This is a genomic window from Neisseria sp. P0008.S004 (genome assembly GCF_051962755.1).
GTDB lineage: Bacteria > Pseudomonadota > Gammaproteobacteria > Burkholderiales > Neisseriaceae > Neisseria > Neisseria subflava_A.
This window is the reverse complement of sequence record NZ_JBQCUZ010000008.1, coordinates 15,705-34,384: the sequence shown is the minus strand read 5'-3', so window position 1 is coordinate 34,384 and position 18,680 is coordinate 15,705. Positions and strand designations below refer to the sequence as shown.

The window sequence follows — 18,680 nt, the reverse complement described above, 5'->3', positions numbered from 1 at the left end:
CTTGCCTTGCCTTGCCTTGCCTTGCCTTGCCTTGCCTTGCCTTGCCTTGCCTTGCCTTGCCTTGCCTTGCCTTGCCTAGTTCTCTATTAAAATCCCTTCAAGGTTTTTTATCAAATCTATGCATAGGAGTGAAATCCTATGTTATCTAAACAAATCGCAAATTTTAATTCTTCTGACAATAAACCCAGAATTCTATCTCTATTTTCAGGATGTGGAGGTTTAGATTTGGGTTTTCACCAAGCTGGTTATGAAACTGTTTGGGCAAACGATTTTTCCCATTGGGCTTGCGAAAGTTTCCGTAAAAATATCGGCGATGTCATCGTAGAAGGCGATATTGAACAAATAGATCCTAACGATCCAACTATTCCCGATTGCGACATCATTTTAGGCGGATTCCCTTGCCAAGATTTTTCCATGATTTGGAAACAGCCGGGCCTAGAGGGTGAGCGTGGCAATCTTTATAAAAGCTTTTTACGTTTTGTAAATGCAAAAAAACCAAAAGTCTTTGTTGCTGAGAACGTAAAAGGTTTGTTGACTGCCAACAAGAAAAAAGCCATCCAGCAAATTATTACCGATTTTGAAAATTGCGGTTATTACGTTCAGGCAAAGCTATATAACTTTGCAGAGTTTGGCGTACCTCAATTTCGTGAACGTGTGCTGATTGTCGGAGTACGTTTGGATACAGGATTTGATTTTCATCATCCAGAACCGACGCACAATGAAACTGGCGAAAATGGCTTAAAACCATATGTAACTGCTGGTCAAGCGATATCTAATATTCCACAAAATGTTAGTAATAATGAATTACTAAAAATTAGTGATAAAACACGCCGTATGTTGGAATTAATTCCTGAAGGTGGAAATTTTACCGATATTCCTAAAGATCATCCTTTATATGTGAAAGGTATGATTAGCCACGTTTATCGTCGTATGCATCGTAGCGAGCCATCAAAAACAATTATTGCAGCAGGTGGCGGTGGAACTTGGGGCTATCACTTCCCTGAACCACGTGCTTTTACTAATAGAGAACGAGCAAGGCTTCAAAGTTTTCCTGATGATTTTGAGTTTGTTGGCTCAACGACGGAAGTACGTCGCCAGATTGGCAATGCGGTTCCTCCCCAGGGCGTGGTTGAACTGGCAAAAAGCATTTTACCGATTTTTTCAGGTAACTATGAGAAAGTAGATTTGCATGAGAAATTGGTTGCAGAAAAAGAAGTTTTATTTCATGACCGATTAAGCAAAATTCGAGGAGGGAAACGATGAATACGGTTTTTTCTAATTTCTACCCTGCTCAAATAACGCAGAAAAAGCTAAATGATGTTTGGATGGATCTATTTTTAGATGCTGATGAAGTTTTAATGGCAACAGGTTATGTATCCAATGATGCTGTTATTGAATTACAACGTATTTTGGAACAAAAGACAAGTATCAGAACAGTAGAATTATTGGTCGGAATGCACTATTTGGAAGGATTTTCCCAACCACAATACCGTAGTTTGTGCAGATTGAATGCTTTTTTACAAGCTGAGAAACGTGGGCAAGTATACGTTTCGCCATTTGTTAAATTTCACGGAAAAATGTACTCATTCAAGCATCAAGAACAAATTAATGGCTTGATTGGTTCTGCAAATTTAACGTGTTTTTGGGATAACACCGAACGCACTTACGAAACCATGGTGCATTTGGATGATTTTCAGACGGCATCTGATTTACATTCAGGTATCCGACGGATTATCAAGTTTTTAGGGAAACCTATTAATCAGGCAAGTGAACCGACTATTTTTGCACCGCACAATGTTTATTTGGAAAATTGTATTGGTGTGGAGAAAATTGATGCAAATAAAGTTTCTGAACTTTTTAGACAAACAGCGCAATATCATTTTTTAATCCCTGTAAAGACAGAGCCAAAAAGTAATCTAAATTGTTTTTTTGGCAAAGGAAAAAATCCTAAGAAACCATGGCAACTTCGTTCTTGGTATGAAGTTGAATTAATTGTCCCTATTCAAATCGTCCGTCAAGAGGGTTACCCTACAAATAGAACAGTAAAGATTATTACTGATGACGGTTGGTCTTTTTCTTGCTATTCCAGTTCAAAAAATAAGGGTAGTCGATTATCTACGGAAAATCTACGTTCAGAAGATGATCTAAAAACATTGGGTAAATGGATAAAGGGGCGTTTGGAAATTTCAGGATGTCTAAAATCAGGTGAGCCTGTTACGCCTGAAACCTTGCATCAATACGGCAATGATCACGTTGAATTCCGCTCAACCGATGATCCAGATGTTTGGTTGCTTTCATTCAAGGGGAAAAACTAGATGTTGCAAACTTATCTGAACCAATTAACACTGCCTGAGTTGGCTAATTCTGTTAAAAAGACTGTTGATGGTTTTATGGAAAAACTATCTCAAATTGAACAGAAGAACGTCCAAAACATTTTGCTGTTAGGCAATGTCCAAAGTGGTAAAACCGCTCAAGTATTGGGTATATTGAGTGTTTTGGCTGATTGTGATTTTAAGCTGTTTATTTATTTGACAACCGATAGCGTAGATTTACAGCAACAAACATTAAAACGAGCAAAAACATCATTGGATAAATTTATTATATTATCTGAGAATGATGACAGTAGTTTTACGCAGGTAATGAAGGCAAATAATCCTATTTTGGTTGTGATTAAAAAGAATGCCCGTGTATTGAAACGTTGGCGTAATTTGTTTGCCAGTCAAAGTAGTCTGAAAGGCTATCCTTTGGTTATTGTGGACGATGAAGCCGATGCTGCCAGCCTAAATACTAATGCTGATAAGCCGGATAAAGATGCCAGTACTATCAATAAACTGCTAAATGACATTAAGAATTCCTGTTGTCAAAGCCTATTTATTCAGTTGACCGCCACGCCTCAATCGCTTTTATTGCAACATGAAGAATCTGATTGGCAACCTGAATTTATCCATTTCTTTGAAGCTGGTGAAAAATACATCGGTGGCAACTTTGTCTTCTCTGATCCTCCAAGCTATATCGTTCGCTTTATTGACAGTGAATTGGACGATATGAAAGATGCAAGTGGTGAAATTGCCGAAGGGGTAAAACAGGCATTGCACAGTTTTCTGCTTACTTGTGCAGAGTTTGCTTTATGCGGTAAAACCAATTGTAATTTTGCTTTACATCCAAGTTATAAAATCCAAGATCATCAGGCCTTTTCTCAAAAAATCCAAGCCTTTTTGAATGATTTGGTACAAGCGATTAATAGCGGGGAGAATTTTGTGGACAGCTTTAAAGAAGGCTATTTGGATTTACAAAAGACTAAGCCTGATATTCATCATTTTGAGGAAATTTATGAAAAACTAACAGAACTTTTAGAAAACAAGCAAATTTATACTCTCGTCGTCAACTCGCAGACAGAATCAGATTTTGATTTAGAAAGAGGCTTTAATATTATTATTGGTGGGAATGTGATTGGACGAGGCTTAACTATTCCAAAACTACAAACGGTTTATTATAGTCGCACAGCCAAAAAACCGAATGCAGATACTTTCTGGCAACATTCGCGTATTTTTGGATATGACCGTGATAAATCATTATTACGACTTTATATTCCGTTTGATGTCTATTACTTCTTTGTACAACTCAATCAAGCAAATAATCTGATTATTGAGCAGGCAAAAAAATCAGATGGCAATATTCAGGTTATTTACCCGAAAAACATCAATCCGACCAGAAAGAATGTATTAAAAGCTGATAGTATCAATCAAATGGTTGGTGGTGTAAATTACTTTCCACTTCGTCCGAATGAGAATAACTTGTTGGCTATAAACGGTATTCTTCCATCTGTTTTGATAGATAAGGTACAATCTGATTTGTATCAAATAGACATAGAAGATCTATTCTTGATTTTAGATGAGCTTGGTAATTATGTACCTGATGACTGGGATAAGGAAAAATTTATTGCTGGTGTAGAAGCATTAAAGGCACAACGTCCAAGTTTTAAAACCTATATTTTGATCAAAACCGGACGTAAACTTTCTCGAGCAACTGGCACAATGCTTTCGGAAGACGACCGTAAATTAGGAGAAAAATATCCTAATGATTTATTCCTTACACTTTATCAAGTAGTAGGAAATAAAGACAAAGGTTGGCAGGGAGAAGATTTTTGGTTGCCTAATATTAAGTTGCCATATAAGGGACTGGTGTATTGGGGAGTGAAATAACATAGAAAAGGTCGTCTGAAAACAATCATATCGTTTTCAGACGACCTTTTTTATTGAGAAATAACAGGTTTATTTTTTACTGTCTTTATCTGCATCTTTTTTCGGCGCAGGTTTTTTCGCTGCCAAACCCAAAGATTTTTGCCATTCGGCTGGATTTTTCACCAAGTCCAAGGCTTTACGCAGCTGATCGTCTTTGGCCGGATTTGGAATGCGGCGGCTGGAGATGTCTTCGTCTTTGTCTTTTTTGGACTTGTCTTTATCGGCTTTGGTTTCTGAGTTGGCAGGCGTTTCAGTGCTGCTGTTGACGTCTTGGCCGCCCAACGGATTGCCGATATGGCCGACCAAATCGGCTTCGCGGCTTTCAAAGGCGCGGTCTTTGTCTTTGACTTCAACGTCAGGAACAATGCCTTGTGCTTGAATCGAGCGGTCGTTTGGCGTGTAGTAAAGGGCGGTGGTCAGTTTGACTGCGCTGCCGCCGGAAAGCGGAATCAGGGTTTGCACTGAGCCCTTGCCGAAACTTTGTGTGCCGACGACAACGGCGCGTTTGTGGTCTTGTAATGCGCCGGCAACGATTTCGGAAGCGGAGGCCGAGCCTGCGTTAATCAGGACGGTCATAGGAATGGTTTTCAGCTCGGCAGGCAATCCGGCCAACGGGTCTTTGCCGCTGGTGGTGATGTAGTCTTCGGCAGTTGCTTTGAGCACCATGCCTTCTTTTTTGTTGCGGCCTTTGGTGCTGACAACAGTTACGTCAGGCTGCAGGAAGGCTGCGGATACGCCGACTGCACCGTTGAGCAGGCCGCCCGGGTCGTCGCGCAAGTCGAGGATGATGCCTTTGAGCGGGCCTTTGTTTTCTTTGACAAGGGCTTGTGCGGCTTCGTTAAGCGCGGCAACGGTGCGCTCTTGGAATTGGGAGACGCGGATGTAGCCGTAGTCTTTTTCAAGCAGATGATGGCGCACGCTTTTGACTTTGATGATGGCGCGGGTCAGGTTGATGACGATGGGTTTGTCGGCATTTTTGCGTGAAAGGGTCAGGGTGATTTTGGTACCCGGTTTGCCGCGCATTTTTTTGACGGCTTCGCTGACGGTCAGGCCGCGCGTAGAGGTATTGTCGATTTTGACGATAAAGTCGCCGCTTTTCACGCCTGCGCGTTCTGCAGGTGTGTCTTCAATCGGGGCAACGACTTTGACGAAGCCGTCTTCTTGTCCGATTTCCATGCCCAGACCGCCGAATTCGCCGCTGGTAGATTCTTTCATTTCGGCATAGCCTTTTTTGTCCATATACTCGGAATGCGGATCGAGATCGGACACCATGCCTTTCATTGCGCCTTCAAAGAGCTCGGCATCGGGTTTGTCTTGGTAATAGTTGGCTTTGATTTGGCCGTACACTTCTGCCATGGTGCGGATGGTCTGCACGGGCAGGGCCTCGTTATCTTTTTTGTCTTTTTCGGCGGCAAAACTTTGTACACTCAGGCTGAGGGCGATGCCGCTAAATGCGCCGAGAGTGTAGATTGCAACTTTTTTCAAAGTGGATTTTGTTGACATTCGTTTGACTTTCTTTTTGTGTACGGTAAGCAAAGTGGTTTTTGTTTTCTCTGAACCCGTTGACTTTATGTGATTTAAACGCTTGGAACAATAAGTTTAAGGTAAAAGTTTGTTGTTTAATGTGCTGAACAGGCGTGAAAATCGTGTTTTATTGTAGTTTATGATGAAAATTCAGGCGGCCTGAAGGGGAAAGCCCACTCAGGCCGTCTGAAACATCAGTTAATCCATGAAAGCGGATTCATGACTTGTCCGTTGTAGCGGACTTCAAGGTAAAGGCCGGTTTCGCCCGACGGCAAAGTGCCGCTGGTGCCAATCTTGCTGCCGGCATTGACGGCGTAGTTTTGGGCGATGTCGATTTCGTTCAGGCCGGAGTAAATGCTGACATAGCCGTCGCCGTGGTCGAGGACGACTACTTTGCCGTAGCCTTCAAGTTCGCCGGCAAAAGTAACCGTGCCTGAGGCAATGCTGCTGACCGGAGTAGGAACGGTATTGTAGAACACGCCTTTCCAAACTTCGCCATCGCCGCGGTCTTGACCGAATAGGCCTGCCAGTGTGCCGTTGACCGGTTTTTTCAGACGGCCTTGCATACGGCTGAAGCTGTTGGCGTTGCTGACGGTAAAGCCTTGGGTGTTCGGGGCTTGCAGTTTCATGTCTTCGTCAGTCAGCGTGGACATGGCGGCGCGTTCGGCTTCGGCTTTTTGTTGGGCGGCAGCCTGCTCTTTGCGGGCTTTTTCGGCAGCGGCCAAGCGGGCTTCGGCGGCTTTTTTACGTGCTTCGGCTTCGGCTTTGCGTTGCTCGGCTTTGCGTTTTTCCAAATCTTTCAAGAGATTGTTGAGGCGTTGTTCGTTTTCTCTGTGGTTGATTTTCTTTTGCGCTTCTTTGGCCATTTGCGCGTTTTGACGGCGGCTTTCGGCTTGTTCGGCGGTATTGGTTACGCCTTGTTGACGCAAAGAAGCTTGGATATTGGCTTGCAGTTTTTTCAGGTAAGCCAATTCATTGTTGATTTTTTGCTCTTGCGCGGCCAGCTCTTTCTGTTGTTTTTCCAAGTCTCTCATGACTTGGTCGTTGGCGTTGTTGATATAACGCGTGTAACGCAGGAAGCGGGTTTTTTGACCGGCATCGGCGTTTTTCAGGAAGAGGGCAACCGCATTGGGCTGGCTGTTTTTATAGTTGCCAGACACAAAACGCGAAATTTGGGCGCGCGTGTTGGAAACTTCGGCTTTCAACTGGTTGGCATCGGCATTGAGTTTTTGGAATTTTTCCCATGCGTCGCGTTGTTTGCGGTTGATGCCGGAGAGGTTGTTGCGTGTTTGTTGCAGCTGTTTGAGCGTGGCATTGACATGGATAATGAAACCCTCGTTGCGTTTGGCAAAGGATTTTTTGGTTTCCATATCGTTGGCGGCGGCAGTTACGGCTGCTTTGAAATCGTTGTCGGCTGAAGAAGCAGCTTTAGGCTCAACTTTAGGCTCGGCTTTTTTGTTTTGCTCTTTGGCTTTTGTGTCTTTTTTAGCGTCTTTTTTGTCGTCAACAGCTTTTTTTGCAGGTTCTTTGGCTTCGGCCTTTTTGTCTTCGGCTGCTTTTTTTCCGGGCTCTTTGGTTTTTTTGCTGTCTTTTTTATCCTCAACCGCTTTTTTGTTTTGCTCTTTGGCTTTGCTGTCTTTTTTATCTTCAACAGGTTTCTTGTCTTGTTCTTTGGCCTTGCCGGATTTTGCGGCTGCGGCTTTTTTGTCTTTTTCCGTTTCTTTAGGCTCTTCGGCTTTGCGGCTGGACTTTTTATTGTCGGCAGTGGCTTCGGCGGCTTTAGCCGTTTTGTTTTTGGCTGAAGCGCGTTCGTTTTTGTCGGCGGTTTCCTTCTCTTTGGCAGCTTTGGCTCTAACCGCTTTTTTGTCTTCCTCTTTTTCTTTTACCGCTTGTTTTTTTGAGGTTTCTTTTTTGACATCTGCCTTAGTTGCTTCTTTCTCTTTTTTTACGAGCGCAGCTTTTTTTACGGCGGCCGCTTTTTCTTTCGGCGCGTCTTTGGCAGCATAGGTTGGCAGGGAGAAACTGAGCAACAGGGCGAGAATGAGGGGTTTGTAACGCATGGTTCGATCTTGCTATCAAAGTAGGAACAATAGGACGGATTATACTGTCTGTCAGGCCGTCTGAAAATAATATCGGGTTGCAATATGGACGAACGGTCTTATATAGTAACGATAGAGTAGGCGGACGGGGTTTAGTCTGCCTGGAAACTGACAGTCTGCATCGACAGGATATTATGAGAAAATATTTATTAGTAGTGTTGGGTGCCATGGTTTTGGCGGCTTGCGGTGACAATACCGATAAAATCGGACGCGCCAGTACGGTGTTTCATATGCTAGGTAAAAACGACCGTATTGAAGTGGAAGGTTTTGACGATCCTGATGTGCAAGGGGTTGCCTGTTATATTTCGTACGCGAAAAAAGGCGGTTTGAAAGAAACGGTCAATCTGGAAGAAGATGCCAGCGACGCATCGGTTTCCTGCGTGCAAAGTGCGGAAGTCATCCGTTATAACGAGGCTGCGGTTTTGAAACCGCGACAAGTGTTCAAACGCAGTGCCAGCATAGCATTTAAGAGCCAGCAGATTATCCGCTACTACGATCCGAAACGTAAGTCTTTTGCTTATTTGGTATACAGCGATAAAATCGTTCAAGGTTCGCCGAAGAACTCTTTGAGCGCGGTATCGTGTTTTGCCCATGCGAAAACCGATACGCCGGTACCGGCAGGCGGCGCGGTTTACGGTGCGTGCGTGGTGGACGCGCCGGTTGCCGATGGACAAAAATAATAAAATCAGCTTAATAGATTAAAAGAATATGAATTTAGCCAACCATTTCCTGATTGCCATGCCTCATATGGATGATCCGTTTTTTACGGATACGGTCATTTATGTGTGCGAACACGATGAAGAAGGTGCGCTGGGCATCATCATCAACAAACCTTCGCCGATTACCATGGACATGATTTTCGCCGCCGCCGACCGCAATATCCCGTTGCGCCTGCAACATGAAAACGTGATGATGGGTGGGCCGGTTCAGATTGAGCGCGGCTATGTCGTGCATACGCCGATCGGCCGCTGGCAAAACAGTATGGTGGTAACCGATAACGTCGCGCTGACTTCTTCGCGCGATGTGATTGAAAACTTGTCTAAAGAAGGTGCGGTGGACAAGGCTTTGATCAGCATTGGTTATTCAAAATGGGGCAAAGGGCAGTTGGAGCGCGAGCTGGCAGAAAATGTTTGGCTGACCGTCCCTGCGGACGAGCATATTCTTTTTGATGTGCCTTACGAGCTTCGTTATGCCGCCGCTTTTGAAAAATTGGGTGTCAATCCGAACGCCTTGGTTTCAGGAGTCGGTCATGCCTGATGCACCCAAAGGCACGGTTTTGGCCTTTGACTTCGGCGAGGCGCGTATCGGCGTGGCGCAGGGCGATGCTGAGTTGGGTATGACTCATCCGCTGGCGACGGTAACCGGCAACAGCAATGATGAGAAATTTGAGGCCATTGCCAAGATGGTCAAAGAATGGCAACCCAAGTATTTTGTGGTCGGCCTGCCGACGCATACCGACGGTACGGAACATGAGCTGACCCGTTTGAGCCGCAAGTTTGGCCGCCGTTTGCACGGACGTTTTAATTTGCCGGTTTATTGGGTGGACGAAAGGATGTCTTCCCTATACGCGGAAAGCCTGCTTGCTGAAGCCCAAGTATTCGGCCGAAAACAAAAATCCGTACTTGACCAAGTAGCGGCGCAGGCGATTTTGCAAGGGTTTTTTGAAGGTGGCGCGGCCGAGTATTTCAATGGCCGCGAAGAATAGCATTATTCCTTATAAAGGCCGTCTGAAACTTGGTTTCAGACGGCCTTTGTTTTGTTACGGCTTTGGGATAAAAGAAGTTTAGTTTGGTTAAGCCTGATTTTTTTCAGTGCAAATTTTGCTACACTCCGTTTTCTTTTTTAGACACAAATACAAGGAAAAAGTCATGGCACTCATGGACAATCTTTTGAATGCGGCTACCCAAATGTTGGGTGGCAACAGCGGAAACGGCGCACAAGGTTCTCTGACCGATATGGCGATGGATTTGGTTAAACAGCATGGCGGCGTGGGCAACCTGATCAACCAACTGCAACAAGGCGGTTTGGGCGATGCCTTGAGCAGCTGGGTATCCAACCAATCCAGCAACCTGCCTGTATCCGGCAGCGACCTGCAAAATGCCTTGGGCAGCGATACCGTAAACCAAATCGCGCAAAAATTCGGCGTGGATGCCGGCCAAGCAGGCGATTTGTTGGCTAAAGTGTTGCCAGACTTGGTCGATAAAGCGACGCCTAACGGCACGGCTCAAGATGCGGATGGCTTCGGCTTGGACGACATCGCTTCTATGCTGCTGAAAAACTTTATGAAATAATGAGTTGAATCCTTATGATAAGGCCGTCTGAATCCGTTCAGACGGCCTTATAACTTTTGGTTTGCGGTAAATAACCAATAAGTCTTTTTCTGATGGAGGCGGATGGCTTATGATGGTCGCTTCATTTCACCAGATAAGAAGGTTATACACATGTCCCGCTTGACCATACACACAGTTGAAACCGCTCCTGAAGCTGCTAAACCACGCATTGAAGCCGTATTGAAAAACAATGGCTTTATTCCTAACCTGATCGGCGTTTTGGCCAATGCGCCTGAAGCTTTGGCGTTTTATCAAGAAGTTGGCAAGCTGAATGCGGCCAACAGCCTGACTGACGGCGAAGTTGAAGTTGTCCAAATCATCGCCGCCCGTACCAACGAATGCGGTTTCTGCGTTGCCGGCCACACCAAACTGGCTACCCTGAAAAAACTGCTGTCTGAACAATCCATCAAAGCTGCACGCGCGTTGGCTGCAGGCGAGTTTGATGATGCCAAACTGGGTGCTTTGGCAACATTCACCCAAGCCGTTATGGCGAAAAAAGGCGCGGTATCCGACGACGAGCTGAAAGCTTTCTTCGATGCAGGCTACAACCAACAGCAAGCCGTTGAAGTCGTCATGGGCGTTGCTTTGGCAACCTTGTGCAACTACGTCAACAACCTTGCCAAAACTGAAATCAACCCTGAATTGCAGGCATTTGCCTAATCTCATCAAAAAAGGCCGTCTGAAAATTCAGACGGCCTTTTAGCAAAAAGCAAGGGATATCCTTGTTGCCAAGAATAATTCATAAGTAGAACCATCTACGCTTCAAACCTTATTCAGAGGAAAAAATCATGACACGCGAAGCTTTACTGAACAATGTTGCCGCACTCGTTAAAAGCAAGCTGAAACCATTAGTGGACGACATCGACCGCAAAGGCCTGTACCCAAAAGAATTTATGCTGGAATTGGGCAAAATCGGCGGTTTTGCCGCGACCGGTACGGTTGAAGAGGGCGGTAACGGTTTAGGTTTGGCAACGCAAATCGCCGTATTGCGCGAAATCGGTAAAGAATGCGGCGCGACTTCGTTCAGCGCATGGTGTCAGGCGGCTTGCGCGTGGTATCTGCATCAATCTCCCAACCAAGCGGTCAAAGACAAATATTTTGCCGATATTCTGCAGGGCAAAGTCTTGGCCGGTACGGGCATGTCCAATACTGTCAAACACCTTGCCGGCATTGAAAAACACAACCTGCAAGCCGAGCGCGTCGAAGGCGGCTACAAAGTCAACGGCGCTTTGCCTTGGGTATCCAATATCGGCGAAGACCACATTTGGGCAAATACCGCCCAAATTGGCGACAGCTATGTGATGTTCATCACCGGCGGTCAATGGGAAGGTGTTACCCTGCAAGATTGCCCTGAGTTCTGCGGTTTGGAAGGCACGCGCACTTACAGCCTGAATTTTAAAGATGTGTTTATTCCCGATGAAGATGTGATTGCTTCGCCTGAGCAGTTCCAGTCTTATATTCCAACTATTAAAGCCGGTTTCATCTTGCTGCAAATGGGTATCGGCGCCGGTGTGATTGACGGTGCGCTCGGCATTATCCGCATGGCCAATGTGGTGAACGCAGAAGTGAACGCTTACCTCGACCACAGTTACGATGAATTGAAAGCCGCTTTGGACGGCGCATGGGCGGAAACCGAACGTCTTGCCGATGATGCGTGGAACAATAAACCCGATACGTTGGCAACCTTGAAACTGCGTGAAGCGGCTGCCGTATTGGCATTGAACGCCACTCAATCTGCCGCATTGCATGCAGGCGCGAAAGGTTATCTGATGCGCAGCCCAGCGCAACGCCGCGTCCGCGAGGCCATGTTCGTCGCCATCGTAACACCGGCCATCAAACACCTGCGCAAAGAAATCGCCGTTTTGGAAGCAGCGTAATAAATTCAAAATATCAACAATAAGACACACGAAAGGCCGTCTGAAATATGGTTTCAGACGGTCTTTCAAAATGGAAGGAACACCAAATGGCTCAATATATGTGCGGCCCTTGCGGCTGGATTTATGATGAAGATGTCGGCGACCCCGAACACGGCCTGCCGGCAGGTACCAAGTTCGAAGACATCCCCGACGACTGGAAATGCCCTGAATGCGGCGTAGGTAAAGAAGATTTCTACCTTCTGGACTTCACCATATAAATTATCCGATTATTTAATAAAAAGGCCGTCTGAAGTTTCAGACGGCCTTTGTTTGCTTAATCGTCAGCGGTAGAGCGAAACAATGGTTTCAGCCGCTTTGACACAGCTTTCCACGTCGGCAACCAAAGCGATGCGGACGTAGCCTTCGCCCGGATTGCCTTGCTCGGTATCGCGGGCAAGGAAGCGGCCGGGCAACACTTGGATGGCGGCTTTCTGCCACAGGTTGCGCGTGAATGCCAAGTCGTCGCCGTCGGGAACTCTCAGCCAAATGTAGAACGATGCGTCAGGCAGTTTGACATCGAATACCTGTTGCAAAATCGGAATGACGCGGTCGAATTTTTCTTGGTAGAGGCGGCGGTTGGCAATGACGTGTTCTTCGTCGTTCCAAGCGGCAATGCTGGCACGTTGGACAGGAATGCTCATCGCGCTGCCGTGGTAGGTGCGGTAGAGCAGGAAGTTTTTGAGCAACTCGGCATCGCCTGCGACAAAGCCGGAACGCAAACCGGGGACATTGGAGCGTTTGGACAGGCTGGTAAACATCACGATGTTGTGCGTTCCGCGACCTAATTGCGCCGCAGCCTGTAAGCCGCCGATCGGTTTGTCGTCGTCAAAATAAATTTCGGAATAGCATTCGTCAGAGGCAATAACGAAGCCGTATTTGTCTTGCAAATCAAAAATTTCTTTCCAGTCTTCTAATTGCAGGACGCTGCCGCTCGGGTTGTTGGGCGAGCAGACAATCAGGACTTTGGTACGCTGCCACACGTCTTCGGGCAGGCTGCTCCAATCGGGGTTGAAGCTGGGTGCCGGGCAGTTGGCAAAATGGATTTCGCCGCCGCCCAATATAGTCGCGCCTTCGTAAATTTGATAGAAAGGATTGGGACTGATAACGACCGGTTTGGGGTCGTCTGAAGCCGGATTCAAAACGGTTTGGATAAAGGAAAACAATGCTTCCCGGCTGCCCAATACGGGCAGGATTTCATTGTCGGGATTGAGGCTTAAACCATCATAACGGCGGGCAACCCATTCGGCGCAGGCTTGGCGCAGTTCGGGCAGGCCTGCGGTCAGCGGATATTTTTCCAATTCGTGCAGGGAGGCGGTCAGTGCATCGGTGATGACTTTGGGCGTCGGGTGTTTCGGCTCGCCGATTTGCAGATGGATGGGGGTTACGCCTGCGGGTGCGTCAATGCCTTGCATGGCTTCACGCAAGCGGGCAAAAGGATAGGGTTTGAGGTGGTTCAATAATGGATTCATGATGTTTCTGCTGGATAAATTCAGGCGATAATCTTAGCATTTTTTAGATGGATTGGGACAAAAAGGCCGTCTGAAAACAGGGTTGAATGTTTTTCAGACGGCCTTTTGAGTGTTGATACGTTTATTTGGCAGGGATGACGGGTAGGGAACCGTTCAAGAGATATTGAATGGTTTCTTGAACCGTACGGATGGCATTGCCAAAAGGCAGCGGGTCTTTACCGCGGAAAAACAGGCCTTTATCGACTTCACCACGGAATGCGGCGGAAAGTTGGATGTCAATACAGAATTGACCGGCTTTGGCCAAACCGTCGCGCAAGCCGCAGCTGGTCAGGCAGTTCAGGCCTTGGGTGCAACGGCGCGGATCGTTTTTGGCGTTGGCTTGCAATTTGGCTTCGCGTTTGATGTAGCTGTCGAGGAATTTGGTGCGCACGCCGCGTGCAGGCAAGCCGGCAACAGACATGAATTCAACCACTTTTTCGGTTTCTGCACCGGCGAGCGTTTTTTTGAAGTTGATGTGGGCATCGCCTTCTTCGGTTACGGCAAATGCGGTACCGATTTGGACGGCGGATGCGCCCCAGTTTTTCAAGGCTGTTTTGACTTTTTCAAAGTTTGCCATACCGCCGGCGAGTACCAACGGAATTTTTTCGCTTTCCAAACCTAAGTTTTTGAATACTTCAAATGTCTCTTCAATGACGCGTTTGAACTCGAATTTGGCATCGTTCACGCCGTCAACGGTTGCCGCACCCAAGTGGCCGGCTGCGTGGGCAGGGTGTTCGATAACGATGGCATCGGGCAAAACGCCTTTTTTCATCCAACGTTTCAAAACGATATTGATACCGCGTGATTCGGACAAGATAGGGAAAAGGGCGACATCTTTGTGATAGCCCTCGGCCATTTCCGGCAGATCCAAAGGCAAACCTGCGCCCATCACAATCGCGTCTGCACCGGATTCACAGGCCTGACGGACGTAGGCGGCATGGTCTTTGACGGCTTTCATGACGTTGACGGCAATCATGCCCTTGCCTTCTGAATCGGCTTTGGCTTTTTTGATTTCACGGTCAAGCGCGATGCAGTTGAGGCGGGTGTATTTTTCTTCGCTGGAATCGATTTTTGATTCGGCCAGCAAATCTTCGTGCAAGTGGCGCAAATCGACGCTGGCGATGGTACCTACGCCGTTTTCGCGCGCAACCGCGCTGGAGAGTTTTGATGCGGAAACGCCTACACCCATACCGCCTTGTACAACGGGAATCAGTGATTTGCCACGGATAATCAATGGGTCAAAGTTGTTTTGCATGGATGCTCCTTCATAGATTCTGGATGGTACCGTCTGAAATCCTATGAAATGGATTGGATAACGGACTGATGTGTATATAAATAAGTGTGTTTTTCGCCGCCGTTTTTCAGACGGCATGAGGCGTGTTTTTAAAATTTTAGGAATTATACTCTAAGTTAATCTAAAAATTAGAGTATTAATACAGTTTTTTTGAAGGAAAAATTGAAAAGTATTGTTAATAAAGGAATAAATTTTATGATGAGTTGGATTGAGGGGGAGAAATTGCAAACAAAATCTACAAAGAAAAAGGCCGTCTAAAATTTCAGACGGCCTTAAGTATGGGAATCAGACGGATGTCAGATTACATTTGTTTTTTAGCAGCATCAATGGCGCGTTGATCAGGGTTGATCAAGATTTCAACGCGGCGGTTTTGTGCGCGGCCTTCAACAGTAGCGTTGGAGGCGATTGGTTGACGGGAGCCGTAACCGAAAGTGCTCAAACGGGTGCTGCTTACGCCACGGGATTGCAGGAAGGTAGCAACAGATTCGGCGCGGTTGCGAGACAATGGCTCGTTGATGGCGTCGTTACCGGTGTTGTCGGTGTGGCCATTGATGGTCAAAGTCGTGTCAGGATATTGAACCAAAGTTTGCGCAGCGGCAGACAAGGCGCTTTGAGCATGGCCACTCAGGGCAGCGCTGCCGGTAGCGAAGGTTACGTTTTCAGGCATAACCAGTTTGATTTGGTTGCCTTGACGTTCAACTTCGATGTTGGTGTTGGCCAAGCTTTGACGCAGTTTTTTCTCTTGGTAGTCCATGTAACCGCCGATACCGGCACCTACTGCACCACAAGCCAATGCGGAGTTACGCGCGCCTTTGCCGCCGTGGGTCAGCGCACCAACGATACCGCAAACAGCCGCACCGCCCAAACCGTACATAGCGGTTTTGCTGGCGGATTGTTGACCGGTAGCAGGATCAGTTACACAGCCGGTGAGCGCCAAAGGAATTGCAGTAGCAATAACGGTCAGTGGTTTCAAGAATTTCATGTCGTATCCTCTTTTTAGATGACGGCTCGGGCCGTCTGAAAAAATGAATAAAAACCGCGTGGGTCGTTACGAATTAATGATACCGAATATCCGAAACGCAAAAGAACGGGTTTAACCCGATATTACGAAAATATTTGCCAGTTAACATAATTCTGAAGCATTTCTGCATTTCTCCGACAGTTTGGTCATTTTGCCGCGAAATAACAAGCAAAGTTTTTTACAGTTTCTTCCGTTTTTTCTGCTTGCGGCGATACCAGTTGACGAATGCCCATTTCAATCTGACCTTGACATCGTATCCCACTGAACCTGCACCCAGTATGAGCAAAACGGCGGAAACGGGCAGGGCGAAATGATGGCCGACCAGATGATAACCCCATGCGCCAACCACGCCGCCCAGCAAAAACGACAGCATCAAGCCGCTTAAAAGCCACATTTTCGGTTTGTTGACGCGGACGTGCGGCAGGCGCGGATGATGCTGTTTGGAGTAATAAAGCGCGCGTGAAATTTCAATGCCCAAGTCGGTCGCCGTACCGGTCATGTGGGTGGAGCGGATGGCACCGCCGGAAAGAAGCGTGATAACCGTATTGTGCATGCCCATAATAAAACACAATAAAAACAATGCTAAAGACGGCATAATAAAATCAGAGCCGCCAAAATCCCATTCCATCGCGGCAATACCGAACCAACCGAATATCAACAGATAAACTGCTTCCAGCCACATGGAAAACCCAAAGCTGCCACGGAAACGCATCTGCTGCGTCCACAAAATCACCCAACCCGAATGCGCGGCACCGGCAACAAAACATAACACGCTGATTGTGGCAATAATGGCCACACTCCACTCTTGAAGATACAAAACATCTGCCAACAGCGACATTGAGCCGGTAACGTGGGAGGTATAACGTGAGAATGCGAAGTAACCGCCGGCATTAATCGCACCGGCAAGAAAGGCCATGATGTAGCCCAGCCGTCTAAAACGGGCATCGGAAATATTGTGTTCGTGCAGATACGGACGGTCCGCCTGCCAAAACGGCGGCGTGTGTTGCCTGTGGTGGCGCAATCGGTAGGAGTGGGGCGGTTTGTCGTCGTTCATTGATTGAGGGTAGGAGCGAGCATTTATATTGGGTGTATTTTATATGCAACTGCCTGCTGCCAAGAACAAATAATATGAAAGTGTCCCCAAGTTGCCACACTTGCCCATTACAAGATGAGGGCGTACATTAATAGCTATACATGACTATAAGGAAACATCCGATGAATCCTATCCGCCTGACTTTATTGATTGGTGCTGCCGCATTACTTGCCGCCTGCGCCACCACGCCTGAGCAAAAAGCCGCACGCGCCCAAGCGCAGAAACGCTATGAGCAGGATCTTCAAGTACATCTTGCTGCCCAATGCGATCAGGAGACTGCCGCGCTGATCCGCCGCAAATTTGACGAAGAAGGCAAACCCGGTGCCGCAACTGCGGAACAAAAAGCCTTCCGCCTCAAATATATCGACAAAGTTTCCGATCCGATGTTCCAAGCCTGCTACAAAATGGCATGGCAAAACTATATTTCTCAAGAACAGCTGCGCGAAGCCCGTTACTATCGTTATTACGACGATTGGGGCTATCCGTTTGGCCGTTATCCTTGGTGGTGGTAAGGTATTAACAAACTTTAGGGCCGTCTGAAAGCATATATTTATTGGTTTCAGACGGCCTAAGGTTTATTGAAACGGCAATAACGTTTACAATAGCCGCCTATTCAAACACAATACCCACCACCCATGAACATCTGGCTTGGACAGCGACACGCGCCCAAATTTCCGCAAGGAGCCGCCGTAACCATCGGCAACTTCGATGGCGTACACCTCGGGCACAAACACATTCTACAAAAACTCAAACGAGAGGCAGACCAGCGCGGTCTGCCTGTTGTCGTTGTTGTTTTTGAGCCTCAGCCCAAAGAATTTTTTGCGCGCAAAGCCGGGAAAAAGCTGCCTTACCGCATCAGCCCGCTGCGTACCAAATTGCGCCTTTTGCGTGAAACCGGCTGCGTGGATGCCGTTTGGGTCTTGCGTTTTAACCAAGCTTTCTCCGATATGAGCGCGCAAGCGTTTATCGACCAGCTTTTGCGCCAAACGCTCAACACGCGTTATTTGTTGATTGGCGACGATTTCCGTTTCGGTGCCGGCCGTGAAGGCTGTTTTGAACTCTTGGCTCAACAGCCCGATATGCAAACCGAGCGCACGCCGTCCGTTATCGTTGAAGACATCCGTACCAGCAGTACCGCCGTCCGCCAAGCCCTTTCAGACGGCAAGTTGGAATACGCCAAAAGACTATTGGGCCATGATTACGTTTTAAGCGGCAAGGTCAAACACGGACAAAAACTCGGCCGCACCATCAACGCGCCTACCGCCAATGTCCAGCTTCCTCCGTATCATTATGCGCTAAGCGGCGTATTTGTCGTTGAAGCAGATGGCACATTCGGTACGCGCCGAGGCGTTGCCAGCTTTGGTTTTAACCCCACTGTCAGCAACAACCGCTCGCAAAAGCTGGAAGTCCATCTGTTCGATTTCAACGGCGATTTGTACGGACAACGTATCTTCGTTCGCTTCCTGCACAAACTGCGTGACGAGAAAAAATTTGAGAGTATCGAAGCATTGAAAACCCAAATTTTGCAAGATATGGAAGATGCAAGGGTTTGGGAAGCATAGAAACGCTTCTAGAAGCTTATAAAATCAAGACAATTGGGCTACAATAAGTCCTTTGAATTTTTTCAGACGGCCTGTTCTTTTCAAAATGAGCA

Annotated in this window: 18 protein-coding genes; 12 read left to right on the top strand and 6 right to left on the bottom strand. The window is 47.0% G+C overall.

Going from position 1 to position 18,680, the window contains the following annotated elements; genetic code table 11:
• The first annotated feature begins 138 nt into the window (after nucleotides 1–138).
• The 3 genes from ACTHSW_RS09060 to ACTHSW_RS09050 are packed head-to-tail and all read left to right on the top strand — an operon-like array spanning nucleotide 139 to nucleotide 4,202.
• Nucleotides 139–1,263: a DNA cytosine methyltransferase gene (locus tag ACTHSW_RS09060; protein WP_070461613.1), complete on the top strand. Its 1,125-nt coding sequence runs from the start codon at nucleotides 139–141 to the stop codon at nucleotides 1,261–1,263.
• Nucleotides 1,260–2,315 carry a restriction endonuclease PLD domain-containing protein gene (locus tag ACTHSW_RS09055; protein WP_070461612.1) on the top strand — a complete coding sequence of 352 codons (1,056 nt, stop codon included), beginning with the start codon at nucleotides 1,260–1,262 and terminating at the stop codon, nucleotides 2,313–2,315. Before ACTHSW_RS09060 ends, ACTHSW_RS09055 begins: the two co-directional genes overlap by 4 nt.
• On the top strand, nucleotides 2,316–4,202 hold the full coding sequence (locus tag ACTHSW_RS09050; protein ID WP_070461611.1) for a Z1 domain-containing protein: 1,887 nt from the start codon (nucleotides 2,316–2,318) through the stop codon (nucleotides 4,200–4,202).
• Nucleotides 4,203–4,271: 69 nt separating this feature from the next.
• Here the strand turns inward: ACTHSW_RS09050 and ACTHSW_RS09045 are convergent, their stop codons facing one another.
• Both ACTHSW_RS09045 and ACTHSW_RS09040 read right to left on the bottom strand, forming a co-directional pair.
• A complete protein-coding gene (locus tag ACTHSW_RS09045) occupies nucleotides 4,272–5,744 on the bottom strand; it encodes a S41 family peptidase (protein ID WP_070461610.1) in 1,473 nt (490 codons plus the stop codon).
• Nucleotides 5,745–5,959: 215 nt separating this feature from the next.
• On the bottom strand, nucleotides 5,960–7,825 hold the full coding sequence (locus ACTHSW_RS09040) for a murein hydrolase activator EnvC family protein (RefSeq protein WP_070461609.1): 1,866 nt from the start codon (nucleotides 7,823–7,825) through the stop codon (nucleotides 5,960–5,962).
• Nucleotides 7,826–7,998: 173 nt separating this feature from the next.
• Here ACTHSW_RS09040 and ACTHSW_RS09035 point away from each other — a divergent pair, with 173 nt between their 5' ends.
• The 7 genes from ACTHSW_RS09035 to ACTHSW_RS09005 all read left to right on the top strand — a co-directional run bounded on the left by ACTHSW_RS09035 (nucleotide 7,999) and on the right by ACTHSW_RS09005 (nucleotide 12,328).
• A complete protein-coding gene (locus ACTHSW_RS09035) occupies nucleotides 7,999–8,544 on the top strand; it encodes a CreA family protein (RefSeq protein WP_440373881.1) in 546 nt (181 codons plus the stop codon).
• 28 nt (nucleotides 8,545–8,572) lie between these two features.
• Entirely contained in the window at nucleotides 8,573–9,121 is a 549-nt protein-coding gene (locus ACTHSW_RS09030) for a YqgE/AlgH family protein (RefSeq protein ID WP_049322876.1), read from the top strand.
• Nucleotides 9,114–9,569, top strand: coding sequence for a Holliday junction resolvase RuvX (gene ruvX / locus ACTHSW_RS09025; RefSeq protein ID WP_070461608.1), 456 nt, complete (start codon nucleotides 9,114–9,116; stop codon nucleotides 9,567–9,569). The genes ACTHSW_RS09030 and ruvX overlap by 8 nt, the downstream gene beginning before the upstream one ends.
• Nucleotides 9,570–9,732: 163 nt before the next feature.
• On the top strand, nucleotides 9,733–10,155 hold the full coding sequence (locus ACTHSW_RS09020) for a YidB family protein (RefSeq protein WP_070461607.1): 423 nt from the start codon (nucleotides 9,733–9,735) through the stop codon (nucleotides 10,153–10,155).
• Between the two features lie 150 nt (nucleotides 10,156–10,305).
• Nucleotides 10,306–10,854, top strand: a complete 549-nt coding sequence (locus tag ACTHSW_RS09015; protein ID WP_003685141.1) for a carboxymuconolactone decarboxylase family protein — start codon at nucleotides 10,306–10,308, stop codon at nucleotides 10,852–10,854.
• Nucleotides 10,855–10,982: 128 nt separating this feature from the next.
• Nucleotides 10,983–12,071 carry an acyl-CoA dehydrogenase family protein gene (locus ACTHSW_RS09010; protein WP_440373880.1) on the top strand — a complete coding sequence of 363 codons (1,089 nt, stop codon included), beginning with the start codon at nucleotides 10,983–10,985 and terminating at the stop codon, nucleotides 12,069–12,071.
• An 86-nt stretch (nucleotides 12,072–12,157) separates the two neighbouring features.
• Complete coding sequence (locus tag ACTHSW_RS09005) at nucleotides 12,158–12,328, top strand: rubredoxin (protein WP_003747315.1); 171 nt, start codon at nucleotides 12,158–12,160, stop codon at nucleotides 12,326–12,328.
• 63 nt (nucleotides 12,329–12,391) lie between these two features.
• Here the strand turns inward: ACTHSW_RS09005 and dapC are convergent, their stop codons facing one another.
• The 4 genes from dapC to ACTHSW_RS08985 all read right to left on the bottom strand — a co-directional run bounded on the left by dapC (nucleotide 12,392) and on the right by ACTHSW_RS08985 (nucleotide 16,987).
• Nucleotides 12,392–13,579 carry a succinyldiaminopimelate transaminase gene (gene dapC / locus ACTHSW_RS09000; protein WP_440373879.1) on the bottom strand — a complete coding sequence of 396 codons (1,188 nt, stop codon included), beginning with the start codon at nucleotides 13,577–13,579 and terminating at the stop codon, nucleotides 12,392–12,394.
• A gap of 121 nt (nucleotides 13,580–13,700) precedes the next feature.
• Nucleotides 13,701–14,873, bottom strand: coding sequence for an NAD(P)H-dependent flavin oxidoreductase (locus ACTHSW_RS08995; protein WP_070843267.1), 1,173 nt, complete (start codon nucleotides 14,871–14,873; stop codon nucleotides 13,701–13,703).
• Nucleotides 14,874–15,213: 340 nt separating this feature from the next.
• Nucleotides 15,214–15,894 carry an OmpA family protein gene (locus tag ACTHSW_RS08990; protein WP_049328625.1) on the bottom strand — a complete coding sequence of 227 codons (681 nt, stop codon included), beginning with the start codon at nucleotides 15,892–15,894 and terminating at the stop codon, nucleotides 15,214–15,216.
• 217 nt (nucleotides 15,895–16,111) lie between these two features.
• Complete coding sequence (locus ACTHSW_RS08985) at nucleotides 16,112–16,987, bottom strand: YoaK family protein (RefSeq protein WP_070461604.1); 876 nt, start codon at nucleotides 16,985–16,987, stop codon at nucleotides 16,112–16,114.
• A 161-nt stretch (nucleotides 16,988–17,148) separates the two neighbouring features.
• Here ACTHSW_RS08985 and ACTHSW_RS08980 point away from each other — a divergent pair, with 161 nt between their 5' ends.
• Together ACTHSW_RS08980 and ribF are read left to right on the top strand one after the other, a co-directional pair.
• Complete coding sequence (locus tag ACTHSW_RS08980) at nucleotides 17,149–17,538, top strand: hypothetical protein (protein ID WP_049331430.1); 390 nt, start codon at nucleotides 17,149–17,151, stop codon at nucleotides 17,536–17,538.
• Nucleotides 17,539–17,661: 123 nt separating this feature from the next.
• Complete coding sequence (gene ribF, locus ACTHSW_RS08975) at nucleotides 17,662–18,588, top strand: bifunctional riboflavin kinase/FAD synthetase (RefSeq protein ID WP_070461603.1); 927 nt, start codon at nucleotides 17,662–17,664, stop codon at nucleotides 18,586–18,588.
• Nucleotides 18,589–18,680 lie beyond the last annotated feature (92 nt).